Here is a 22964-nt window from a genome sequence, read left to right as displayed (position 1 = left end):
CGTATGTAAAGACAGCGAATGCAGGTATTTCTGGGGGATCCGCGTCGTTTCGCCCTGCCGGGATGCGCGTTGACCATCGGCAATTTCGATGGCGTGCATCAGGGCCACAGGCGCATGCTGGAACGTTTGCGCTCGGAAGCGCGCGCGCGCGCGCTGCCGACAGCCTTGCTGACTTTCGAACCGCACCCGCGCGAGTTCTTCGCCCGCGCCAATCCGCCGGCGCGCTTGTCGACTTTGCGCGACAAGTTCGCTTTGCTGGAAGAGCTGGGCTTGATCGATTATGTGTTCGTTTACCGTTTCAACCACAGCTTTTCCAATATGTCGGCGCAGGGCTTCGTTGACCAGGTGCTGGTGCGGGAACTGAAAACACGGTATTTGTTGATCGGCGACGACTTCCAGTTCGGCTCCGGCCGCAAGGGCGATTTCGAGTTGCTGGCCTCCTGTCCGCATTTCGCCACCGAGGCGATGCCATCGGTGCTGGTCAAGGGCGAACGCGCTTCCAGCACCTTGGTGCGCGAGCGTTTGGCCGCCGGCGATCTGGATTCGGCCAACGCGTTGCTGGGCGGCGTGTACCGGATATCGGGCAAAGTGATGCATGGCCAGAAGCTGGGGCGCACGATAGGCTTTCCCACCGCCAACATCCACCTGCCGCATTTGAAGCCGGCTCTGAAGGGCGTGTTCGTGGTGGAGGTCGACGCGCCGCAGGGCCGTCTGGGCGGCGTGGCCAGCCTGGGCCTGAACCCGACGGTCAGCGATACCCCGGATTACAAGCTGGAAGTGCATCTGTTCGATTTCTCGGGCGATCTGTACGGCCAGCGGCTGACGGTACGCTTCCTGAAGAAACTGCGCGACGAAGAGCGCTATGATGATCTGGCGACCCTGGTGGCCCAGATCGAGCGCGACGCGGCCAGCGCCAAGACCTATTTGACAAGTTTGCAGCGAGAGCAGGCATGAGCATCGATTATCGTAAAACCGTAAACCTGCTGGATACACCCTTCGCCATGCGCGGGGATCTGGCCAAACGCGAACCGGCCTGGGTCAAGCGCTGGCAGGAAGAGAAGCGCTACGACAAGCTGCGCAAGCTGTCCGCCGGCCGGCCCAAGTTCATCCTGCATGACGGCCCGCCGTACGCCAACAACGACATTCACCTGGGCCACGCGGTCAACAAGGTGCTGAAGGACATCATCGTCCGCTCCAAGACGCTAGCCGGCTTCGACGCGCCCTATGTGCCGGGCTGGGACTGCCACGGCCTGCCGATCGAGCTGATGGTGGAAAAGCTGCATGGCAAGGACATTCCCGCCGCCAAGTTCCGCGAACTGTGCCGCGAATACGCCAAGGAGCAGGTGGCGCGCCAGAAGAAGGGCTTCATCCGCCTGGGCGTGCTCGGCGATTGGGACAATCCCTATCTGACCATGGATTTCAAGACCGAGGCCGACATCGTCCGCACGCTCGGCAAGATCCATGAAAACGGCTATCTGACCAAGGGCGAGAAGCCGGTGCACTGGTGCATCGAGTGCGGCTCGTCGCTGGCCGAGGCCGAAGTGGAATACGAAGACAAGGTCTCGCCGGCGATCGACGTCGGCTTCAAGGTGATCGACGCCGACAAGGCCTCCGCCGCCTTCGACGCCGACGCTTCCGGCGCGCTGGCCGTGATCTGGACTACCACGCCATGGACGCTGCCGGCCAATCAGGCCGTCGCCGCCGGCGCCAGTCTGGATTACCAGCTGATCGACACCCCCAAGGGCAAGCTGATCCTGGGCAAGGACCTGGTCGAGTCGGCGATGAAGCGCTATGGCGTCGAAGCGTACCGGGTGCTGGGCGAAGCCAAGGGCGAGGCGCTGGAGCTGATCCAGCTGCGCCACCCGTTCTACGACCGCCAGGTGCCGGTGATCCTGGGCGATCACGTCACCACCGACGCCGGCACCGGCCTGGTGCACACCGCGCCGGCCCATGGCCTGGAAGACTTCCAGGCCGGCCTGCAGTACAAGCTGCCTATCGCGAACCCGGTTGCCGACGACGGCCGCTACAAGAGCACTACCGAGCTGTTCGCCGGCATGCTGGTATGGGACGCCAACCCGCGCGTGATCGAGACGCTGGAATCGCACGGCACGCTGGTGCACAAGGCCAAGCTGGAGCACAGCTATCCGCATTGCTGGCGCCACAAGACGCCGATCATCTTCCGCGCCACGCCGCAATGGTTCATCAGCATGGACCGCCAGGCCAATGGCGGCGAGACGCTGCGCGAGATCAGCCAGCGCGCGGTCGACGCCACCGAGTTCTTCCCGGCCTGGGGCCGCGCCCGTCTGGATGCGATGATCAAGAACAGCCCCGACTGGTGCGTATCGCGCCAGCGCAACTGGGGCGTGCCGATGACCTTCTTCATCCACAAGGAGTCGGGCGAGCTGCATCCGCGTTCCGCCCAGCTGCTGGAGGAAGTGGCGCTGCGCATCGAGCAGCAGGGCATCGAAGCCTGGTTCAGCCTGGACGCCAAGGAATTGCTGGGCGACGAGGCCGAGCAATACCGCAAGCTGACCGACACGCTGGATGTGTGGTTCGACTCCGGCGCCACCCACTTCGCGGTGCTGAAGCAGCGCCCGGAGCTGGCCTGGCCGGCCGATCTGTACCTGGAAGGCTCCGACCAGCACCGCGGCTGGTTCCAGTCGTCGCTGAAGACCGGCTGCGCCACCATCGGCCGCGCGCCGTACAAGCAGCTCTTGACCCACGGCTTCACCGTGGACGACAAGGGCTACAAGATGTCCAAGTCCAAGGGCAACGGCATCGCGCCGGAAGAGATCTGCGGCACCCTGGGCGCCGATATCCTGCGTCTGTGGGTCGCTAGCGCCGACTACTCCGGCGATATGTCGCTGTCGCAGGAGATTCTGAAGCGCACCACGGAAAGCTACCGCCGCCTGCGCAACACCATCCGCTTCCTGCTGTCCAACCTGTCGGACTTCGATCCGCTGGAGCACACCGTGCCGCTGGACAAGATGGTGGAGCTGGACCAGTACGCGCTGCTGCGCGCCCGCGAGGTGCAGGAAAAAGTGGTGGGCGAGCTGTACTCCCGCTACGCCTTCCACCACGTGGTGCAGGAAGTGGTCGGCTACTGCTCGGAAGACCTGGGCGCGTTCTACCTGGACGTGATCAAGGACCGCCTGTACACCACCCAGGCCGGCAGCCATGCCCGCCGCAGCGCGCAGACCGCCTTGTATCACATCACCCGCAGCCTGTTGCTGATGGTGGCGCCCATTCTGTGCTTCACCGCCGACGAGGCGTGGAACGTGCTGGTGGACAGCGAGGAAGAGTCCACGCTGTACCACATCTGGCATGAGTTCCCGGCGCAGGCTGTCGAGCGCGAGGCCGCCTTGTCCGCCAAATGGCAAGCGATCCGCGAGCTGCGCGTCGCAGTCAACAAGGAGATCGAGGAGCTGCGCAGCGCCGACAAGCTGGGCTCTTCGCTGCAAGCGGAGATCGAAATCGACGCGCCGGCCGAGCTGGCCCGCCATCTAGCCAGCCTTGGGGAGGAACTGAAGTTCGTGTTGATCGTGTCCAAGGCGGGTGTGCGCGAGGCCGGCGAGCTGGCCATCCGGGTATCTCCGTCCGCGCACGGCAAGTGCGACCGCTGCTGGCACTACCGCGCCGACGTGGGCAGCCACGCTGGACACGGCGCCGTTTGCGGCCGTTGCGTCGACAACCTGGATGGCAAGGGCGAGCCGCGTCTGCACGCCTGACCGTCCGCCGGGGCCGCCCAGGCGGCCCCGCCAGCCCATGGATACCGATAGATGGATTCTGCAATGACTATGCCCGGCGCCCGCAACTGGCCCAAGTGGTTCGCGTTGGCGGCCCTGGTGATCGTACTAGACCAGATCAGCAAGCTGTATTTCAACAGCCGCTTCCAGTACGGCGAAATCCGGCCGGTGGTGGAGGGCTTTTTCAATTTCACCCTGGTCTACAATCCAGGCGCGGCGTTCAGTTTTCTGCACGATGCCGGCGGTTGGCAGAAGTATCTGTTCACCATCCTGGCCTTCGCCGTGTCCGGCTGGCTGGGTTGGAACATCGTCAAGCGGCGTTTTTCCGGCATGATGAATCTGGCCGCGGCCTTCATCATGGGCGGCGCGCTGGGCAATGTGATCGACCGCCTGGCTTATGGCCACGTAATCGATTTCATCATGCTCCACTACTACAACCAGTGGTTTTACCCGGCGTTCAACCTGGCAGATTCCTTCATCTGCGTTGGCGCGGCGCTGATGGTGCTGGACAGCCTGAAAAAACCGTCGAACTGAGACGGCCGCCGTTGTGAATGCAAGGCGATGGCCCGCGCAGCGGGCCATTCGCGCACCTGCCGGGACGCGGTTCCGGCTCGATTGAGGAAATTCTGATGACGAAGACCATCATGCTCGCCAACCCGCGCGGCTTCTGCGCCGGCGTCGACCGGGCCATCGCCATCGTCGAGCGCGCCATCGAGCTGTACGGCGCGCCCATCTACGTGCGCCATGAGGTGGTGCACAACCGCTTCGTGGTGGATGATCTGCGCGGCAAGGGCGCGGTGTTCATCGAGGAGCTCAAGGATGTTCCAGCCGGCAGCACGCTGATCTATTCCGCCCACGGCGTGCCGCTGTCGGTGCGCGCCGAGGCCGAGGCGCTGGGGCTGACGGTGTTCGACGCCACCTGTCCGCTGGTGACCAAGGTGCATGTCGAAGTGAAGCGGATGCATAAGGCAGACATGGAAATCATCATGATCGGCCACGCCGGCCACCCGGAAGTGGAAGGCACGATGGGCCAGGTGGATTCCGGCATGTATCTGGTGCAAACGGTAGACGACGTCGCCACGCTGCAGGTCAAGCGCGAGGATGCGCTGTCTTACGTCAGCCAGACCACGCTGTCGGTGGACGAGACCCGCGACATCATCGCGGCGCTGAAGGCGCGCTTCCCCGCCATCCACAGCCCGAAAAAAGACGATATCTGCTATGCGACGCAGAACCGCCAGGACGCGGTGAAGCTGCTGGCCGACCAGTGCGACATCGTGGTGGTGGTGGGGTCGCCCAATAGCTCCAACTCCAACCGCCTGCGCGAAGTGGCGGCGTTGAAGGGGGTGGACGCTTATATGGTCGACAACGCCAGCCTGCTGGAGCCGGAATGGTTCGCCGGCAAGAGCATTGTCGGCGTCACCGCCGGTGCCAGCGCGCCGGAAGTGCTGGTGCAGGCGGTGATCGACCGCATCAAGGCGTTCGACGTCACCCAGGTCACCGAGCTGCCCGGGGTGGAGGAGAGCACGGTATTCGCGCTGCCGCCGGCCCTGCGTCCGCAAGCCTGACGCGGGTTCGCACCGTAAAAGCCAAGGCCGCTCCAAAGGGAGCGGCCTTTTTCATGGCTGGCGGATCAGGGCTGGGGTACGAAGCCGGTTGTCGGCGGCTTGCGCGGCACGAAGCCGGTGCTCGGCCCGTTGTTGGCTTGCCCGCCGGATACGCATTCGATCTCGTCGGCGCTCAGCCGGACGACTTGGGCGATTTCCAGGCTGCGCTCGAGTTGGGCGTCCCAGTCGGCGTGTTGAAGCGTCTGGCTTGGTTTCATGGCGATTTTCCTTTGCTGAGCGATGGTGTGGAGGATTCAGTTGCCGGCGGAGGCGGGCCGGGGAGGTATCCGGGCCTGGGCGATGGCGTCATCCGGCAGACGGTCGATGGATACCACCTGCGGGCAGCGCGCGCAGGCGTCGCGGCCATGCTGGCCCCACCACATGCAGCGGGGCCGTATCGCGCAGTAGGCCAGCCGATCCACCACTTCGTCCGCCGCGGCCACCACGCGCTCGGCCAGCGTGCAGCGCGAGGCGGCATTGTCGTGATGGGCGCAACGGGTCTGGGCGCAAGGACCGGCGGTGCGGAACACTTCCTCCGGCGCGATGCCGTCCAATCGGGAACGATCGATCCCGGCGGCCGGCAGCATCTGCTTCAGGTAGATCACGCGGCGTTGATGCGCGCTGCCTCCCACGATGCCGAACACCATATTGCCATCGCCTTCGAAGGTGGAACTGGGGCAGAGCCGGGTTTGGTTGTTGTTCATATTGGTTTGCGAAGCACCTGAGTGAATGTTCGCCCGCCAGTTGGGCGGAATGGAGGCCGCTTTTATTGCCTGGCCGACGGTTGCACGATTTTTCCCGTCATGCGCGGCGGATTTTCCTGCGCGCCGCCGCTGATCATTTCTATTTCCTCCGCATTTAATCGAACCATTTTGGCAAGCTTCAGGCTTTGCTGGATTTGGTTTTCAAATTCGGCGGCGCTATTGATTTGTTTCGGTTTCATGTTTAATGCCTCGTGTTGATGGATTTTATGCGGCTGTTTATTAGTATTGCTTAAACTGGTTAGTTTGTTTTTCTTGCGCCATTTTTATATGGTCAACAGCAACCATTCAGTTGCGGACAGTTATTAAAATCAATGCGCTGCGCGGCTGAATGCTATTGTTGCGGCGCATGATCGCAAAGTAAAATGACACTGTCAACCTGGAAAGATTAATCTGGATCAGCAAACGCGTGATTTGATAAGAATATGGCGCGGCGAAATAAAATAAGGTGGGAATTATTTTAAGCTGCGCTTGGATAAATAATCGGCAAATTATTTCTGTGGAAATAAACCGTTCCGGAAGAGTGAAGCGGAAATGAAAAAAGACGCCGGCGGCGTCTTTCACGGGATGGGGCTGATAGTCCGCGGCGCCGGTGTAAAACCAGAGGCGCGGCCAGGCGCCGTTGATGGCGCGCCTGGCTCCTTGCCGCGAGGTTTTCGCCGGCAGGGATCTTTCGCGGGTCTTAAAACGGCAGCTGGGCTTGCGCGCCTTCGGAATGTTCGATGCGGGCCTCGGTGCTGCCTTCGGCCAGCCGCAGCGTCACCTTTTCGTGGTTCAGCAGCTCGGCCGGGTTCTTGACCGCCTGGCCGTCCTGTTTTTGCACGATGGCGTAGCCGCGCGCCAGCACGGCGTCGGGATTGAGCGCGGTCAGCGTGGCGGCCAGCTGCGCCAGCCGTTGGGCGCGGCGCTCCAGCAGCCGGTCGCGCGCGCGGATCAGCGCGTCCTGCCGTTGCCGCAACGCCTGCCTGCCTGCGTCCAGATCGGGCTGGTGGCGGGCGAGTCGGGTGCCGGCCAGCTGCAGCCGCCAGCGGCCCTGCTCGAAGGCGGCGTGCACGCGTTGCCTCAGTGTTTGCGACAGCGTGTTCAGCCGCTCGCGCTGCGTTTGCAATTTGGCGCCGGGGTGGGTCAGGCGGCGGCCGAGGAAATCCAGCTGCTGGGCCTTGTCGGTCAGCAACCGGCCCAGCGCCCGCTCCAGCGCGCGTTTGGTCTGCTCCAGTTGAATGGCCAGGTGCTCGCGGTTGGGCGACACCAGCTCCGCCGCGGCGGTCGGCGTCGGGGCGCGGCGGTCGGCGACGAAGTCGCAGATGGTGAAATCGGTTTCGTGGCCGACGCCGCTGACGGTGGGAATCGGGCAGGCGGCGACGGCGCGGGCGACGATTTCCTCGTTGAACGACCACAAGTCTTCGATACTGCCGCCGCCGCGGCAGACGATCAGCACGTCCACCTCGCGGCGTTCGCCGGCCTGGCGGATGGCGTCGGCGATCTGCCGGGCCGAAGTCTCGCCCTGGACCTGGGCCGGGTAGAGGATCAGCGGAATGCCCGGCATGCGGCGGCGCAGCGTGCTGACCACGTCGCGCAGCGCGGCGGCGGCGGGGGAGGTGACGATGCCGATGGCCGAGGGGTGCGCGGGCAGCTCGCGCTTGCGGGCATTGTCGAACAGGCCCTCGGCCTGCAGCCGCGCCTTCAGCCGTTCGAAAGCTTCGTACAGCCTGCCGAGGCCGGCGGCGCGCATTTCGCCGACATTGATCTGGAATTCGCCCCTGGCCTCGTACAGCGTCACCTGGCCGCGCAGTTCCACCTGCATGCCTTCCTGCGGCCGGAACGGCAGCAGGGACAGCTTGTGGCGGAACATCACGCAGCGGAGCTGGGCGCCGCCGTCCTTCAGCGAGAAGTAGGCGTGGCCGGAGGCGGCCAGCGTCAGGTTGGAAATTTCCCCGCCTATCCACACTGGCGGAATGCCCGCTTCCAGCAGGTCCCGCGCCATGCGGTTGAGGGAGGAGACGCTGATCACGTCCTGGCTCTGATCAGGGAAATTGTATCTTGTCAAGTGATCCACAATGCTTCACTGGAGTAAATATTCAAGGGGCGCGGGTCGCCTCCCACCTGCGTAGCGTTTGATATCTGATTGAAAACGCAAGAAAATCAATATCTTACAAAAATCAATCCCCGGCGTGAAAAACCAGTGGGAGCCGCGCTTGGCAAGGGTTTAGCCTAACTGTGCACCGGCTTATCAACAAAGTTATCCACAGCTGGCCGCAAAGCTTGGCGCAGCCTTGTTCCCCGCCCGGCGGAGCGATTAGGATTGCCAATGGCATGTTGCGTCACTGCCGCAGCCAGAGTAAACGCTTGCTATTTGCCGAAGGCGATTTGTCTCTGTTGTGTCGAATAAATGACAATCGCGTGAATTGAAACCCGCCATCGCGGCAGCGGCCATGATACCACCCGGCGGCTTCCGGCGGCCGGAGATCGGGCGCGAGCCGTGAGGCAAAGGAGAAGATATGGAAGATTTGCTGCGATGCGTTCAGGGCGACATCACCAGCATGGAGGTGGACGCCATCGTCAATGCCGCCAACAACAGCCTGCTGGGCGGCGGCGGGGTGGACGGCGCGATTCATCAGGCGGCGGGCCCGGGCCTGCTGGCCGCCTGCCGCCTGCTGGGAGGCTGTCCGACCGGCGAGGCGCGATTGACCGATGGCTATCTGCTGCCCGCCCGCTACGTGATCCACACCGTGGGGCCGGTATGGCAGGGCGGGGGAGAGGGCGAGCCGGAATTGCTGGCGGCCTGCTACCGCAACAGCCTGGAGCTGGCCGTCAGCCGCGGCGTGGCCAGCATCGCGTTTCCGGCGATCAGCTGCGGCGTTTACGGCTATCCGCTGGAAGCCGCCTGCATTTTGGCGGTCGGCGAGCTGAGGGCCTGGCTGTCCGGCCGGCCTCATGGCCTGCGCGAAGTGAGGCTGGTGGCTTTCGACGCCCGCGCGCTGGGCGCTTACCGGCGGGCAATCGAAGCCTAGCTGACCTCGCCTTTGGCCGGACGCGGCAACTGGCCGCCGCAGTGCTTGCAGTGGCGGGCGTCCCAATCGTGCCCCTCGCTGAAACAATGCGGGCACAGCCGGGTGGCGGAGCGGTTTTCGGAAGGCTCGGGGGGGGAGCTGCGGGCGATCTCGGCGCTGACGATGCCGGTGGGCACCGCGATGATGCCGTAGCCGGTGATCATCACCAGGCTGGCCAACGCCTGTCCCAGCGGCGTTTTCGGCGTGATGTCGCCGAAGCCTACAGTGGTCAGCGTGACGATGGCCCAATAGATGCTGATCGGGATGCTGGTGAAGCCGTGCTCCGGGCCTTCTATCACATACATCAGCGTGCCCAGCACGATCACCAGCAGCACCACGGTCACCAGGAACACGGTGATCTTGCGCTGGCTGGCCATCAGCGCCTTGCGCAGCTGGGCCGCCTCTCCCAGGTGGCGGCTGAGCTTGAGGATGCGGAACATCCTCAGCAAGCGCAGGATGCGCACGTCGGCGAGGAACCGGCTTTCCGGGATGAACAGGCCGAGGTAGAGCGGCAGGATGGACAGCAGGTCGATCACGCCGAAGAAGCTCTTCACGTAGCGCATCGGCTTGTGCACGCAGATCAGCCGCAGCGCGTACTCGATGGTGAACAGGAGGGTGAACAGCCAGTCGAGCACGGTCAGCAGCGTGCCGTAGCGCTGGCGTATCGACGACACGCTTTCCAACATCACGCAGGCGACGGAGAGCAGGATGGCGGCGATCAGCGCCATGTCGAAAATGCGCCCGGCGCGGGTGTCGGCCTCGTAGATGACGATATACAGTTTGCGCCGCCAGCCGGACAGCGGGATCAGGGTTTCCTGGGTGGGCATATGAACCTTGCCTGTGTTTGCATTGACTATAACAAAGCGGTTTGAGTCCGCCGGCGTTTTCTCCGCAGCGGCGACGGGCCTGTTTCCAGGCCGGCCGCAGGCGGTCGGCGGCGGGTTAGAGAGGGTAGCCGGAGTTTGGTTTGCTGGATATAAGCAAACAATATTAGGTCGCCCGCATTGTATTGATTATGATGCCGTGGAATATCGGCATCGTCATTTTAGCAGGATGAGGAATAAGATCATGCGCATAGCCAATACCATCACCGACCTGATCGGCAACACCCCGCTGGTCAAGCTCAACCGCGTCACCGAGGGCGTCGGCGCCACGGTGGTCGCCAAGCTGGAATTCTTCAACCCGGCGCACAGCGTCAAGGACCGCATCGCGGTGGCGATGCTGGACGCGGCGGAGGCGGCCGGCAAGATCGGCCCGAACACCGTCATCGTCGAGCCGACCTCGGGCAACACCGGCATCGGCCTGGCGATGGTGTGCGCGGCGCGCGGCTACAAGCTGGCGATCACCATGCCGGAATCGATGAGCAAGGAGCGCCGCCAGTTGCTGAAAGCCTACGGCGCCGAGCTGATCCTGACTCCGGGGCCGGACGGCATGGGCGGCGCCATCGCCAAGGCGAAGGCGCTGGTCGACGAATTCCCCGACACCTATTTCATGCCGCAGCAGTTCGAGAACCCGGCCAATCCGGAGATCCACCGCCATACCACCGCCGAAGAAGTGTGGAACGACACCGACGGCAAGGTGGACATCTTCGTGGCCGGCGTGGGCACCGGCGGCACCATCACCGGCGTCGGCGAAGTGCTGAAGGCGCGCAAGCCCGGTGTGCAGATCGTCGCGGTGGAGCCGGACGCGTCGCCGGTGCTGTCCGGCGGCCCCAAGGGCCCGCATCCGATTCAGGGCATAGGCGCAGGTTTCGTGCCGGGCATCCTCAACACCGGCATCTACGACGAAATCATTCGCGTCAAGAACGAAGACGCGCTGCAGGTGGCGCGCGAAGTGGCGACCAAGGAAGGCATCCTGGTCGGCATCTCGTCCGGCGCGGCGGTGTGGTCGGCGCTGCAACTGGCCAAACGGCCGGAAAACGCCGGCAAGCTGATCGTGGTGGTGATCCCGTCCTTCGGCGAGCGCTATCTGTCCACCGTGCTGTTCGAGCATCTCGGCTGACGCCGGCAGCCCGTCTCTTGCCCTCGCCCGCAATCGATCGCAATACGTTTGCCGTTGACGGCGCGCGGGCTGGGCGGGCTACAATGGCCGCCATGAAAAGACAGCTCATCGCTTTCTCCCTGCTGGGCTCGCTGACCGCTTGCAGCGCGCTGCAGCAGCTGGGCGTGCCCATCCATTCCGGCTCCGGCGCCTCGTCCCGGCCGGCGCAATCGGCTCCGCCGCGCGCGGCCGGCAAGGTGGACCAGCTGCTGGCCGAAGCCAACCGGCTGGCCGACAAGGTCAAGTCGGGCGAGCTGACCCGCACCGCGGCGGCCGACCAGCTGAACGCCGCCCGGCTGCGCATCGCCGGCGGCAATCCGGTCGACAACGACAACTTCGCCGTCTACCGCCAGCTGACGGTGGAGCGCGACGCCGGCCGCATCGACTCCGACGCCTTCCGCGCCAAGCTGGAAGCGCATCTGCGCGAATGGATGCGGCGCTGGCCAAAATACTCGCCCAAGCCGGCCGATCCGGCGTTCTCCAATTTCCTGCTCAAGCTGTACGGCCTGCCGCCGCTGGGTTACTGATGAAGCCGAAGAAACACGCGAACGCCGCCTGCCCCTGCGGCGGCGGCGAGCTGGCGGCCTGTTGTGGCCGCTACCTGGGCCCGGACGCGCCGCCGGCTCCCACCGCGCAGGCCTTGATGCGCTCGCGCTACAGCGCCTACGCGCTGGGGCTGGAGGCTTACCTGCTGGCCACTTGGCATCCGTCCACCCGGCCGGAGGCGCTGCATTTGGACGAGGACGCCGGCGTGGTGAAGTGGATAGGCCTGGAGGTGAAGCGCTGCGAAGCCGGCTTGGAAGCCGACCGGGAAGGCGTGGTGGAGTTCGTCGCCCGCTGCAAGGTGGGCGGCAAGGCCGAGCGCATGCATGAGACTAGCCGTTTCCTGCGCGAAGACGGCCGCTGGTATTACGTGTCCGGCCTGGTGGCCTGAGCGGCGCTTGTCCTGGCGCAAGTTCGCGCCTATCAATGTTTGACCACGCGGCGCCATGGCGGGAGCATAAGGCATTCCTCTGCGGGAGAACGCCATGCTCACCGTCTATTCCGATTCCCACCGCCTGCAGCACGGTCAGTCCGAGCTGATCGACGGCACCCTCAAACCCTGTTTCGAAACCCCGTCCCGCGCCGACATGGTGCTGGCCGCCATCCGCGAGCGCGAGCTGGGCGACATCATCCATCCGCGCCGCCACGGCCTGGACCCCATCCTGCGCGTGCACGACGCCGACTACGCGCGCTTTCTGGAGACTGCTTGGCAGCGCTGGAGCGACATGGGCCGCGACTATGACGCGCTGCCCAAGATGTGGCAGGTCCGGAGGCTGAGAGAAGCGATTCCCGACCATGTGGAAGGCCAGCTTTGCTATTACTCGATGGATTGCGGCACGCCGATCACCGCCGGCACCTGGGCGGCGGCGACCGCGGCCGCCGATACCGCGCTGACCGGGGCCGATAGGTTGATCGGCGGCGAGCGCGCGGCGTTCGCGCTGACCCGGCCGCCTGGCCACCACGCCGCCTTCGACTACTGCGGCGGCTATTGCTTCCTCAACAACGCCGCCATCGCCGCCCAAGCGCTGCGCGACCACGGCATGCGCAAGGTGGCGGTGCTGGACGTCGATTACCACCACGGCAACGGCACCCAGGACATTTTCTACCGCCGCAGCGACGTGCTGTTTCTGTCGATACACGGCGATCCGCGCACAGAGTATCCGTTCTTCCTCGGCTTCGCCGACGAAAAGGGCGAAGGCGAGGGGCTGGGCTACAACTTCAATTTCCCGCTGCCCGCCGGCTCTTGCGTCAGCACCTGGTTCGTCGCGCTGGACTGCGCGCTGGATCAGATCGCCCGCTTCGGCGCGGAGGCGCTGGTGGTGTCGCTGGGCGTGGATACCTATCGCGGCGATCCGATCTCGCGCTTCCAACTCGATTCTCCCGATTTCGTCACCCTGGGCGCGCGGCTGGCGGGACTGAAGCTGCCGACGCTGTTCTGCCTGGAGGGCGGCTACGCGGTGGGGCCGATCGGGACCAATGTGGTCAATGTGCTGGCTGGTTTCGAGGCGCGCGGCTGACGCGGTTTTTTGCCGGGCTTTGGCCTATGCTTAAAGAGTCTTTCGCCGCCATGACGGCAGGCTCCGTCGGTGTTTGAGTCGCGGGTTCGGCGACGCGCGGATGGCCTGTCGTCGCGCGCCGCCAAGGCGTGCTGGCGGATGCCGGACGACGGGGGAGGTCTAGCCCTATATGAATGGAACGACCGAGTCCGGCTGGCGGCCGGCGGGCGCGGAGCAGCACAGGCCGCAGGGGTCGGGCAGGACCCGGCGAAGATGAACGAGAGAGCAGGGGAGGACAGAATGGGACTGGCCTTGAAAACCTTGTTGGCGGAGCTGGAGGCCCAGCGCGTGGCTTGCCCGGAAGCGGCGGCCGAGATGGAGCTGGCAGTGGTGCGCAGGCTGGAGGTGCCGCTGGACATCACCGCGTGCCGCGAATTGAGGGTGCTGGCCCATGTGTTCAACGGCGATCAGTCCAAATTAGCCGCGGCGGTGTTGCGCGCGGCGTTATTGGACATCCAGGAGCATCTGGACGACGATCTGGATCTGCTGGCGGAGATCGCCAAACGCCACATCGATTCATGCGCATAGGCGGGTAGACCCGCAGCGCCGCCATACAGGCGGCAACGGAGCCGGGCAGCGCCCGGCTCTTTTCATTGCAGCAGCGCTTCGATCCTGGCTGCCAGTTTTTCCGGCCGGGTGAACGGGGCGAAGCGCGCCACCACCCTTCCCTGGCGGTCCACCAGGAACTTGCTGAAGTTCCAGCGCACCGGCTGGCCCAGCAGGCCGCGTTTCTGCCGTTTCAGGTATTGCCACAGCGGATGGGCGCGGGCGCCGTTGACCTCTATCTTGTCGGCCATCGCGAAATCCACGCCGTAGTTCTTCTGGCAGAAGGCGCCGATCTCGGCGGCGGCGCCAGGCTCCTGCTCGCCGAACTGGTTGCAGGGAAAGCCTATCACCGTCAGTCCCTGTTCGCCGAAGCGGCGGTGCAGGGTCTCAAGGCCGGCATACTGGGGGGTGAAGCCGCAGCGGCTGGCGGTGTTGACCAGCAGCAGCACGCGGCCGCGGTAGTCGGCCATCGCCTGTTCGCCGCCGTCCAGGCGGCGGAAGGTGAAGTCGTAGATGTTCATGGATGACGAGGGGGAGAGCAAAAAACGATGATGGCTTCGGCGCGGCAGGCTGGCAAGCGGACGGAGCATAAAAAGGGGGCGCAGCGGCAAGGGGGAACCGCGACGCCCCAAGAAGAAACAGCTTGCTGTGCAAAGGGTCGGCACAACCGGGATGTCAGCTAACCCTTTGTTTAGCCTAGAACAGATGCCGGAAATTGCGAGCGGCTTTTGCGCGCGGCGCAAACAAAAAGGATGGCCGAGGCCATCCTTTTTTTCCTGCGCGTTTCCGCGGGCTCAGGGGCGCGGCAGCGTGACGCCCACCTGGCCCTGGTATTTGCCGGCGCGGTCCTTGTAGGACACGTCGCAGATTTCGTCCGACTCGAAGAACAGCACCTGGGCCACGCCCTCGTTGGCGTAGATCTTGGCTGGCAGCGGCGTGGTGTTGGAGAACTCCAGCGTCACATAGCCTTCCCATTCCGGCTCGAACGGGGTGACGTTGACGATGATGCCGCAGCGGGCGTAGGTGGATTTGCCCAGGCAGACGGTCAGCACGCTGCGCGGAATGCGGAAGTATTCCACTGTGCGCGCCAGCGCGAAGCTGTTGGGCGGAATGATGCAGTAGCCCTTGCCCGACACTTCGACGAAGGAGTTGGGGTCGAAGTTTTTCGGGTCGACGATGGTGCTGTTGATGTTGGTGAACACCTTGAATTCGTCGGCGCAGCGGATATCGTAGCCGTAGCTGGAGGTGCCGTAGGAGATCAGCTTCTGGCCGTCGGCGGCCATTTTCACCTGGTTGGACTCGAACGGCGCGATCATGCCGTGCTCGTCCGCCATCCGGCGTATCCACTTGTCCGATTTGATGCTCATGGTCGTAGGCCCGTTAGTGTCGATTGTGCGATGCCCGCGATTTTACCCGCTTCGCGCCATGTCGGGTGGCTGAAATCCACGGGGCGGAAGCGCCGGGGCGTTGCGCGAAGGGGAGGCGGGCTTGACCGAGGTCAAGCGCCAGGCGGATTGCGGCAATATGCCGCAGGCCGGCGGCAGGGGCTTCGATATACTAATGCAAACTATTCGCATTATCTGGGAATTGCTATGCAGTCATTGGATGGCTTTCCGGCCGGCGCCTGCGGCGTCGTGGACCGGTTGGACCTGAGCGACGAGGCGTTTCGCCGCGTGGCGGCCTTCGGCCTGACGCCAGGCTGCCGCTTTCATCTGCGCCGCGCCGCGCCCTGGGGCGGCCCGCTGCTGCTGGAGGTGGGTGCCACCCGCTTCCTGCTGCGCCGCAGCCTGGCCCGCCACATTCAGGTGAGGGCGGCGGCATGAAGCGTTTCGCGTTGATAGGCTTGCCCAACACCGGCAAATCCACCTTGTTCAACCGCCTGACCGGCATGTCGCAGCGGGTCGGCAACTGGCCCGGCCTCACAGTGGAGCTGATCAGCTCGCGCCTGCTGCTGGGCGGCAAGATGGTGGAGTTGATCGACCTGCCCGGCGTCAACGACCTCACCGGCTATACCGACGACGAGGCGGTGGTGCGCGACGTGCTGCTGTCCACGCCGTTCGACGGCGCGGTGCTGGTGCTCAACGCCAGCCAGTTGGACCGCCAGCTGCCGCTGGCGCTGCAAGTGATCGCCAGCGGCCTGCCCTGTCTGGTGGCGTTGAACATGGCCGATGAGGCCAGGCTGCTGGGCATTTCCGTGGATGTGGAGGCGTTGGCCGCAAGGCTGGGCGCGCCGGTGGCGCTGGTATCAGCCAAACGGATGGAGGGCTGGCCCAGGCTGAACGAAGAGTTGAATCGGCTGGCGGCCAGATCCGGACCGGCTGTTCACGCGCAGCTGGAGAGCGTGCCGGAGTCGCAACAGGCGATAGACCAGGCTCGCCGCCAGCTGGACGGCTGCTGGCGGCTGCCGCCGGTGCTGCCGACGCTGCTCTCCGAGAAGGTGGACCGCTGGCTGCTGCACCCGTGGCTGGGCCTGCCGTTGTTCTTCGCCTTCATGGCGCTGCTGTTCAATCTTACCTACCAGATCGGCACGCCGCTGCAGGACGCGGTGGGCGGGCTACTCGACTGGGTGAAGGACGGTGCGCTGGCGCCTATGGTGTCCTCGCTGCCGGCCATTCTGCAAAGCCTGCTGCTGGACGGCGTGTGGCAGGGCGTGGCCACGGTGCTGACCTTCGCGCCGATATTGTTCGTGTTCTTCGTGCTGATGGCGATGGTGGAGGACAGCGGCTATCTGGCGCGCGCCGCCTTTCTCACCGATGCGATGATGGCGAAGCTGGGGCTGGACGGCCGCGGTTTCGTGATGCAATTAATGGGCTTCGGCTGCAATGTGCCGGCCATCATGGGCACCCGGGTGATGCGCGAGCGCAGCCAGCGTTTGCTGACCATGCTGGTGATTCCGTTTTCGCTGTGCTCGGCGCGGCTGCAGGTGGTAGTGTTCTTCGCCGGCATCCTGTTCAGCAAGAGCCAGGCGCCGTGGGTGGTGTCCGGCCTGTATTTGATGACCTTCGTCGCCGCCATCGTCACCGCCTGGGTGTTCAAGCGCCGCTACCGCGGCGACGAGGCCTTTCTGCTGGAAGTGCCGCCGTACCGCCTGCCGGGCGCGCGCCACATGCTGACGCGCGCGGCGGGCGAGGTGAGCGCCTTTCTGCGGCTGGCGTCCACCTTCATCCTGGCCGGCGTGGTGATGGTCTGGCTGCTGACCCACATCCCGGCCGGCGACGGCAAGACCCTGGCTTACGCGCTGGGCGCGGCGCTGTCGCCGGTGCTGGACCCGATAGGCATACGCGCCGAGCTGGCGGTGGCGCTGCTGTTCGGCTTCATCGCCAAGGAAATCCTGCTGGGCAGCCTGGCGGTGATCTACGGCGTGTCCGAGGCCGGTCTGGGCGGGGTGCTGGTCCAGCATCTGGATTGGGTCTCGGCGATGAGCTTCCTGATTTTCACGCTGGTGTACGTGCCCTGCCTGTCCACGGTGGCGGCGATGCACCGCGAATCGAAAAGCTGGCGCTTCGCCGCGATGTCGGTCGGCTGGTCGGTGCTGCTGGCCTGGTCGCTGTCCTTCGTTTTCTACCAGGGCGTGCATCTGCTGCGCTGAACGCCTAGAATGACGGTTTGCATGACCCGGAACCACAGGACAAAAACATGAAGGGCGATCCCAAGACCATAGCGCTGCTCAACGACCTCCTGGCCGAAGAGCTGTCCGCCGCAGACCAGTACTTCATCCATGCCGAGATGTACAAGGACATGGGGCTGAACAAGCTGTTCGAGCGCATCGACCACGAGCGCGAGGACGAGCTGGAGCATGCGCGCACGCTGATCGCCCGCACCTTGTTCCTGCAGGGCCGCCCCGACGTGGCCCGCCGCGTGCCGATCAAGGTGGGCGAAGACGTACCGGCGATGCTGAAGGCCGATCTGGAAGTGGAATACCGCGTCGGCGCGCTGTTGAAGGACGTGATCGCCCACAGCGAAAGCGTGCGCGACTACGTGACCCGCGACGGCTTGATGGTGCTGCTGGAAGAAACCGAAAACGACCACGCGCACTGGCTGGAGCAGCAACTGAAGCTGATCGAGCTGATGGGCGTGGAGAACTACCAGCAGGCACAGATGTAAGCGCTGATCGCCATCGATCGAAATGCCCGGCCGCAAGCCGGGCATTTTCTTTGCCGCGCGCGGAGGCCTTGACCCTGCTCAGCATGGCGGCCGGCATTTTTCCGCACAATCAAGGACATTCCACTTTCAGCCGAAAGCTCCAAATGTCCGACGACCACGCAATCGACCTGTCCGTCACCTGGCTGGGCCAGACCATGCCCGGCTGCCTGTACAACGCCTCCGGCGTCTGGTGCCGCGAGGAGGACGAGCTGGAGGCGCTGCATGCCTCAGCCGCCGCCGCGGTGATCACCAAGAGCGCCACGCTGAAGCCGCGCGACGGCAACCCCGAGCCGCGCTATTGCCGTACGCCCTTGGGCAGCATCAATTCGATGGGTCTGCCCAACCGCGGCTTCGACTACTATCTGGACTACGCGCGCCACTATCGCTACGGCAGCGGCAAACCGCTGTTCCTGTCCTTGTCCGGCCTGTCGCTGGACGACAATTGCGCGATGCTGCGGCGCTTGGCCGAGGAGGGATTGCCGGCGGTGCCGGAAGTCAATCTGTCCTGCCCCAATGTGCCGGGCAAGCCGCAGCTGGGCTACGACTTCGCCGCCACCGCCGAGGCGCTGGACGCTTTCGACGCCGCCTATTCCGGCCTGTACGGCGTCAAGCTGCCGCCTTACTTCGATCCCGCCCATTTCGCCGCGATGGCGGAGATACTGAACCGCCACCCGCGGCTGGTCTTCGTCACCTGCATCAATTCGATAGGCAACGGGCTGGTGGTGGATATCGACAGCGAGGCGGTGGTCATCAAGCCCAAGGACGGCCTGGGCGGGCTGGGCGGCGATTACGTGCTGCCGACCGCGCTGGCCAATGTGCGGGAGTTTTTCCGGCTGCTGCCGGGCAAGGACGTGGTCGGCTGTGGCGGCGTGAAGAGCGGGCGCGAGGCCTTCATGCACATTCTGGCCGGCGCGCGCGCGGTGCAGGTGGGCACCTGCCTGTACCATGAGGGGCCGGGCGCCTTCTCCCGCATCGCGGGCGAGCTGGCGATGCTGATGCGGGTCAAGGGCTATCGCAGCCTGGACGCGTTCCGCGGCAGGCTGCGCACCCTGTAGGCGGTTTTTCTTAATCGAAGCGCCAGCACGCCATCGACAGCGAACCCATCCGCCAGTCGTCGTGCAGCTTGACCGGCACCGCATCGTCGTCCGACGAGCCCAGCGCCACCAGCAGCGGCTGGAAGTGCTCGTCGCTGGGGTGGTTCTCGTTCGGGTAGGGCGCGCGCTGTTGCCAGTGGACGATGTCGTCGCGGCGGTTTTCCAGCAGCGTCTGGTCCATCCAGTCGGCGAAGCCCGCCGCCCAGGGCGCGCGTTCGCTGCCTTCCGGACTCAGCTCCCATAGATTATGTGTGTAGCTGCCGCTGCCCATCACCAGCACGTTTTCGTCGCGCAGCGGTTTGAGCGCCTGGCCCAGCGCGTAGTGCTCGGCGGCGCCGGCCCTGTGGTGCAGCGAGATCATCACCAGCGGGATGTCGGCCTGGGGAAACATCAGCATCAGCGGCGTCCACATACCGTGGTCCAGCGGCCGCTCGGCGGTGGATGCCGCCGGCAGGCCGGCGGCATCCAGCAGGCCGATCACGCGCTCGGCCAGCGCCGTGTCGGTGGCGGCAGGGTAGCGCAGCGTGCGCAGCACCGGCGGGAAGCCGCCGAAGTCGTACATCGTATCGGGCCGGGGCTGCAGGTTGACGGTGAGGGCGCGCGCCTCCCAATGGGCGGACACGATGACGATGGCGCGCGGGCGCGGCCAGTCGCGGCCCAGCCGTTCCAGGAAATGGCGGGTGGGGCTGTCTTCTATCGGCAGCGTCGGCGCGCCGTGGGAAATGAACAGCGAGGGTTGTCGGGTAGTCATGATCTGTTGCCTGCAATGAGGGTATGGCAACAGCTTACGCCGGCATGGCGGTTAAAAAAACGTCGGTTTTCTCACTTAATTGTTTACTATTGTTTAATAAATCCGCTTAACGCGCGGCGGACGCGGCCACCGGGCGAGGAGTGGGCTCCACGCCGTGTTGCAGCCACAGCAGGCAGCCGGCGCAGAAGATGGCCAGGCCCAGCCAGCGGCGCCAGCGGCGACGCGGGGTAGGTTCGGGCTTGCCCGCCTGGCGGCGGGAGGGGAAGGGGCTGACGGTTTGCATGGCGGCGCTCACAAGAGTGTCTTACTATTATAATGATAATGATTATCATTTAAATCAAGAAAAACAAAAAAGCCGGCGGACCTGCGCGCCGGCTGGATCGGATTGACGTCAGACGCTCAGGCCCAATGCCTTGGCCACGCCGGCGCCGTAGGCGGGATCGGCCTTGGCGCAGTTGGCGATGTGGCGGCGCTTGATCGCCTCGTCGACGCCGCCCATCGCGCGGGCGGTATTGTCGAACAGCACTTGTTGCTGGGCCGGCGTCATCAGCCGGAACAGCGCGCCAGGCTGGCTGTAGTAGTCGTCATCGTCCGCTCGGAAGTCGTAGTGGTAGGCATCGCCTTGCAGCGCCAGCGGCGGCTCGTCGAACGCAGGCTGCTGCTGCCACTTGCCCTGGCTGTTCGGCTCGTAGCCGATGGTGGCGCCGGCATTGCTGTCCACCCGCATCGCGCCGTCGCGGTGATAGCTGTTGTGGAAGGGGCAGCGCGGCGTGTTGACCGGGATCAGGTGGTGGTTGACGCCCAGCCGGTAGCGCTCGGCGTCGCCGTAGGCGAACAAGCGGCCCTGCAGCATGCGGTCCGGCGAGAAGCTGATGCCCGGCACCACGTTGGCCGGGTTGAACGCGGCCTGCTCCACGTCGGCGAAGTAGTTCTGCGGGTTGCGGTTCAGCTCCAGCACGCCCACTTCGATCAGCGGATAGTCCTTGTGCGACCACACCTTGGTCAGGTCGAAGGGATTGAAGGGACAAGCGTCGGCCTGGGCTTCGGTCATCACCTGGATGTACATGGTCCAGCGCGGGAAATCGCCGCGGTCTATGCTCTCCAGCAGATCGCGCTGCGCGCTTTCTCGATCCTGGCCCACCAGCTTTTCCGCCTCGGCGTCGCTCAGGTTCTGGATGCCCTGCTGGGTATGGAAGTGGAACTTGACCCAGTGGCGCTCGCCCTTGGCGCTGATCAGGCTGAAGGTGTGGCTGCCGAAGCCGTGCATGTGGCGGTAGCTGGACGGAATGCCGCGGTCGCTCATCACGATGGTGACCTGGTGCAGCGCCTCAGGCAGCAGCGTCCAGAAATCCCAGTTGGCGTTGGCGTCGCGCATATTGGTGTACGGATTGCGTTTCACCGCGCGGTTGAGGTCGGGGAATTTCAGCGGATCGCGCAGGAAGAATACCGGGGTGTTGTTGCCCACCAGGTCCCAGTTGCCTTCCTCGGTGTAGAACTTGACGGCGAAGCCGCGGATGTCGCGCTCGGCGTCGGCCGCGCCGCGCTCGCCGGCCACGGTGGAGAAGCGCAGGAACAGGTCTGTCTTCTTGCCGATCTGAGAAAACAGCGCGGCGCGGGTGTAGCGGCTGATGTCATGGGTGACGGTGAAGGTGCCGAAAGCGCCGGAACCCTTGGCGTGCATCCGGCGTTCCGGAATCACTTCGCGGTCGAAATGGGCCAGTTTCTCCAGGTACCAGACATCCTGCAGCAGCATCGGACCGCGCGGGCCGGCGGTCTGCACGTTCTGATTGTCGACGACCGGCGCGCCGGCCGCGGTAGTGAGGTTGTGCTTGCTCATCCTGCTTTCTCCTTGAGTGGGGCGAATCTACGGAAGGGAACTCATTGCAGCCAGGCGAAGCCGGACCACATTTCCAGCAAGGTTTGATGCCAGTTCTGTTTCATGACTCTCTCCCGATAGTTGACGCTCGCAGTATCCGCAAGTTTGATAGTTTTGTTAAATCAATTATTTTAAGTTGATAGTTAGTTTTTCTTAATGATGGAGGGGGGCCGCGCGCGGGCGCAAAAAAACCCGGCGGGGCCGGGTTGTTCGCGGATGGGATGAGGGATCAGTCCCAGGGCACGTCGACGGCGCTGCCCGCGTCGGACGGGGCCGATTGCGGAGTTTGCGTCTGCGTCGGCACGGGGGCCACCGGCTGCGCCTGGCTGTCTTCCACGCCGCCCAGCGCTTCCACCAGCGCTTCCACCAGTTCGCCCAGTTCTTCGCTCATCAGGATGAAGGTGGCTTCGAACAGGCTTTCGCGGTCGTCGCCGGCCTGGCTGGCTTCGTCCTGCAACATGTCCAGAAACTGGATGCGCTTCAGTTGCAGGGTGTCGGTCAGCTGGAAGCGGATTTTCTCGTTCCAGATCAGGCCCAGCTTGGTGGCCTGCTTGCCGGTGGCGATGTGCTGGCGGATTTCGTCGCTGGTCAGGTCGATGCGGCTGCAGCGCACCACCGCGCCGTTTTCGCTGCCGTCCTTCAGTTCGCAGTCGGCGTCCAGCTCGAAGCCGCCGGGCGCTTCGCCGGCGGCCAGCCAGTCGGTCATCGCAGTGTGCGGCGCGATCTGGGTGCGCGGCAGCGCGGCGGGGAAGGGCGGCAGCGCCTCGCGCAGCTTGGAGACCAGCGCTTCAGCCTTGCTGGACGAGCCGGAGTCCACCATCAGCCAGCCGCGGGCGATGTCCAGGTAGGCGCTGGTGCGGCCGCTGCGCACGAAGGCGCGCGGCAGCAGGTCGTCGGTGATCTGCTCTTTCAGCGCCAGCTTTTCCTTGCGGCCGACCTTGCGCAGCTCCTTGTCCTCGATCTCCTGCACCTTCATTTCGACGAAGTCGCGGATCACCGAAGCCGGCAAAACCTTGTCCTCGCGGCGCATGGAAACCATCAGGCTGCCGCGGGCGGCGTAGACCGGCGCTTCTAGGTGTCCTGCGGGCGGAACCCAGCCTTCGCTGAACCAATCCAGGCCCATGCAGGGTTGAAACGGACGTTTTTCCAATGCCTGCAACAGCTTATCGGCGCCCACCAGGCTTTCGCCGCTCAAACGATAAAAAGATAGTTGCCTAAACCACATATTTGTTCCATAATGCGCGTCCTCTGAAG

At 64.5% G+C, this 22964-nt stretch carries 26 protein-coding genes; 14 read left to right on the top strand and 12 right to left on the bottom strand.

What is annotated here, in order from left to right; translation table 11 throughout:
• Positions 1-18 precede the first annotated feature (18 nt).
• From LQR33_RS05930 to ispH, 4 genes are all read left to right on the top strand, one after another.
• Entirely contained in the window at positions 19-954 is a 936-nt protein-coding gene (locus tag LQR33_RS05930; protein ID WP_166440108.1) for a bifunctional riboflavin kinase/FAD synthetase, read from the top strand.
• Complete coding sequence (ileS, locus tag LQR33_RS05925) at positions 951-3728, top strand: isoleucine--tRNA ligase (RefSeq protein WP_231467938.1); 2778 nt, start codon at positions 951-953, stop codon at positions 3726-3728. The genes LQR33_RS05930 and ileS overlap by 4 nt, the downstream gene beginning before the upstream one ends.
• Positions 3729-3797: 69 nt before the next feature.
• Entirely contained in the window at positions 3798-4280 is a 483-nt protein-coding gene (gene lspA, locus LQR33_RS05920) for a signal peptidase II (RefSeq protein ID WP_378077864.1), read from the top strand.
• Positions 4281-4375: 95 nt separating this feature from the next.
• A complete protein-coding gene (gene ispH, locus LQR33_RS05915) occupies positions 4376-5311 on the top strand; it encodes a 4-hydroxy-3-methylbut-2-enyl diphosphate reductase (RefSeq protein ID WP_231467936.1) in 936 nt (311 codons plus the stop codon).
• A gap of 65 nt (positions 5312-5376) precedes the next feature.
• Here the strand turns inward: ispH and LQR33_RS05910 are convergent, their stop codons facing one another.
• From LQR33_RS05910 to xseA, 5 genes are all read right to left on the bottom strand, one after another.
• A complete protein-coding gene (locus LQR33_RS05910) occupies positions 5377-5568 on the bottom strand; it encodes a hypothetical protein (RefSeq protein ID WP_166440104.1) in 192 nt (63 codons plus the stop codon).
• Between the two features lie 36 nt (positions 5569-5604).
• A complete protein-coding gene (locus LQR33_RS05905) occupies positions 5605-6054 on the bottom strand; it encodes a hypothetical protein (RefSeq protein ID WP_221668159.1) in 450 nt (149 codons plus the stop codon).
• A gap of 62 nt (positions 6055-6116) precedes the next feature.
• Entirely contained in the window at positions 6117-6293 is a 177-nt protein-coding gene (locus tag LQR33_RS05900) for a hypothetical protein (protein ID WP_221668158.1), read from the bottom strand.
• A gap of 106 nt (positions 6294-6399) precedes the next feature.
• The gene (locus LQR33_RS05895) at positions 6400-6675 is read right to left on the bottom strand and encodes a hypothetical protein (protein ID WP_231467934.1); all 276 of its coding nucleotides are present in this window, start codon (positions 6673-6675) and stop codon (positions 6400-6402) included.
• 118 nt (positions 6676-6793) lie between these two features.
• Complete coding sequence (xseA, locus tag LQR33_RS05890; RefSeq protein WP_378077744.1) at positions 6794-8158, bottom strand: exodeoxyribonuclease VII large subunit; 1365 nt, start codon at positions 8156-8158, stop codon at positions 6794-6796.
• Positions 8159-8609: 451 nt separating this feature from the next.
• On the opposite strand from xseA, the gene LQR33_RS05885 reads away from it, so the two are divergent.
• Entirely contained in the window at positions 8610-9122 is a 513-nt protein-coding gene (locus tag LQR33_RS05885) for an O-acetyl-ADP-ribose deacetylase (protein ID WP_166440099.1), read from the top strand.
• Here the strand turns inward: LQR33_RS05885 and LQR33_RS05880 are convergent.
• Positions 9119-9988, bottom strand: a complete 870-nt coding sequence (locus LQR33_RS05880) for an ion transporter (protein ID WP_104947901.1) — start codon at positions 9986-9988, stop codon at positions 9119-9121. The genes LQR33_RS05885 and LQR33_RS05880 overlap by 4 nt on opposite strands.
• Before the next feature lie 241 nt (positions 9989-10229).
• On the opposite strand from LQR33_RS05880, the gene cysK reads away from it, so the two are divergent.
• The 5 genes from cysK to LQR33_RS05855 all read left to right on the top strand — a co-directional run bounded on the left by cysK (position 10230) and on the right by LQR33_RS05855 (position 13828).
• Positions 10230-11162 carry a cysteine synthase A gene (gene cysK, locus LQR33_RS05875; RefSeq protein ID WP_021478995.1) on the top strand — a complete coding sequence of 311 codons (933 nt, stop codon included), beginning with the start codon at positions 10230-10232 and terminating at the stop codon, positions 11160-11162.
• Positions 11163-11254: 92 nt separating this feature from the next.
• Complete coding sequence (locus tag LQR33_RS05870) at positions 11255-11728, top strand: hypothetical protein (protein ID WP_231177175.1); 474 nt, start codon at positions 11255-11257, stop codon at positions 11726-11728.
• Positions 11728-12135, top strand: a complete 408-nt coding sequence (locus LQR33_RS05865) for a YchJ family protein (protein ID WP_166440096.1) — start codon at positions 11728-11730, stop codon at positions 12133-12135. Before LQR33_RS05870 ends, LQR33_RS05865 begins: the two co-directional genes overlap by 1 nt.
• Positions 12136-12229: 94 nt before the next feature.
• Positions 12230-13261, top strand: a complete 1032-nt coding sequence (locus LQR33_RS05860) for a histone deacetylase family protein (protein ID WP_166440095.1) — start codon at positions 12230-12232, stop codon at positions 13259-13261.
• A 252-nt stretch (positions 13262-13513) separates the two neighbouring features.
• Entirely contained in the window at positions 13514-13828 is a 315-nt protein-coding gene (locus LQR33_RS05855) for a hypothetical protein (protein WP_158677714.1), read from the top strand.
• Between the two features lie 62 nt (positions 13829-13890).
• Here the strand turns inward: LQR33_RS05855 and LQR33_RS05850 are convergent, their stop codons facing one another.
• Both LQR33_RS05850 and dcd read right to left on the bottom strand, forming a co-directional pair.
• Positions 13891-14367, bottom strand: a complete 477-nt coding sequence (locus LQR33_RS05850; RefSeq protein ID WP_221664629.1) for a glutathione peroxidase — start codon at positions 14365-14367, stop codon at positions 13891-13893.
• Between the two features lie 273 nt (positions 14368-14640).
• Positions 14641-15213, bottom strand: coding sequence for a dCTP deaminase (gene dcd, locus LQR33_RS05845; RefSeq protein ID WP_221664628.1), 573 nt, complete (start codon positions 15211-15213; stop codon positions 14641-14643).
• A 225-nt stretch (positions 15214-15438) separates the two neighbouring features.
• Between dcd and LQR33_RS05840 the strand changes: the two genes are divergently transcribed.
• The 4 genes from LQR33_RS05840 (at position 15439) to LQR33_RS05825 (ending at position 19044) form a co-directional block, all read left to right on the top strand.
• Positions 15439-15669, top strand: coding sequence for a FeoA family protein (locus LQR33_RS05840; protein ID WP_046158147.1), 231 nt, complete (start codon positions 15439-15441; stop codon positions 15667-15669).
• A complete protein-coding gene (gene feoB / locus LQR33_RS05835) occupies positions 15666-17435 on the top strand; it encodes a ferrous iron transport protein B (RefSeq protein WP_231467932.1) in 1770 nt (589 codons plus the stop codon). Before LQR33_RS05840 ends, feoB begins: the two co-directional genes overlap by 4 nt.
• Before the next feature lie 47 nt (positions 17436-17482).
• Entirely contained in the window at positions 17483-17950 is a 468-nt protein-coding gene (bfr, locus tag LQR33_RS05830; protein ID WP_221668151.1) for a bacterioferritin, read from the top strand.
• A 143-nt stretch (positions 17951-18093) separates the two neighbouring features.
• On the top strand, positions 18094-19044 hold the full coding sequence (locus tag LQR33_RS05825; RefSeq protein WP_221668150.1) for a dihydroorotate oxidase: 951 nt from the start codon (positions 18094-18096) through the stop codon (positions 19042-19044).
• Between the two features lie 10 nt (positions 19045-19054).
• Here the strand turns inward: LQR33_RS05825 and LQR33_RS05820 are convergent, their stop codons facing one another.
• From LQR33_RS05820 to LQR33_RS05805, 4 genes are all read right to left on the bottom strand, one after another.
• Positions 19055-19834, bottom strand: coding sequence for a DODA-type extradiol aromatic ring-opening family dioxygenase (locus tag LQR33_RS05820; protein ID WP_231467930.1), 780 nt, complete (start codon positions 19832-19834; stop codon positions 19055-19057).
• Positions 19835-19940: 106 nt separating this feature from the next.
• Positions 19941-20117 carry a hypothetical protein gene (locus tag LQR33_RS05815; protein ID WP_158677713.1) on the bottom strand — a complete coding sequence of 59 codons (177 nt, stop codon included), beginning with the start codon at positions 20115-20117 and terminating at the stop codon, positions 19941-19943.
• A 108-nt stretch (positions 20118-20225) separates the two neighbouring features.
• Entirely contained in the window at positions 20226-21671 is a 1446-nt protein-coding gene (locus LQR33_RS05810; RefSeq protein WP_231177166.1) for a catalase, read from the bottom strand.
• Between the two features lie 268 nt (positions 21672-21939).
• Positions 21940-22935: a recombination-associated protein RdgC gene (locus LQR33_RS05805; protein WP_231177164.1), complete on the bottom strand. Its 996-nt coding sequence runs from the start codon at positions 22933-22935 to the stop codon at positions 21940-21942.
• Between the last annotated feature and the right edge of the window lie 29 nt (positions 22936-22964).

The sequence above is a fragment of the Chromobacterium piscinae genome, from assembly GCF_021129175.1.
In the GTDB taxonomy this organism is placed as follows: Bacteria; Pseudomonadota; Gammaproteobacteria; order Burkholderiales; family Chromobacteriaceae; genus Chromobacterium; species Chromobacterium piscinae.
Note: the sequence above shows the minus strand (reverse complement) of the source record. Positions and strands in the feature narration are given on the sequence as shown.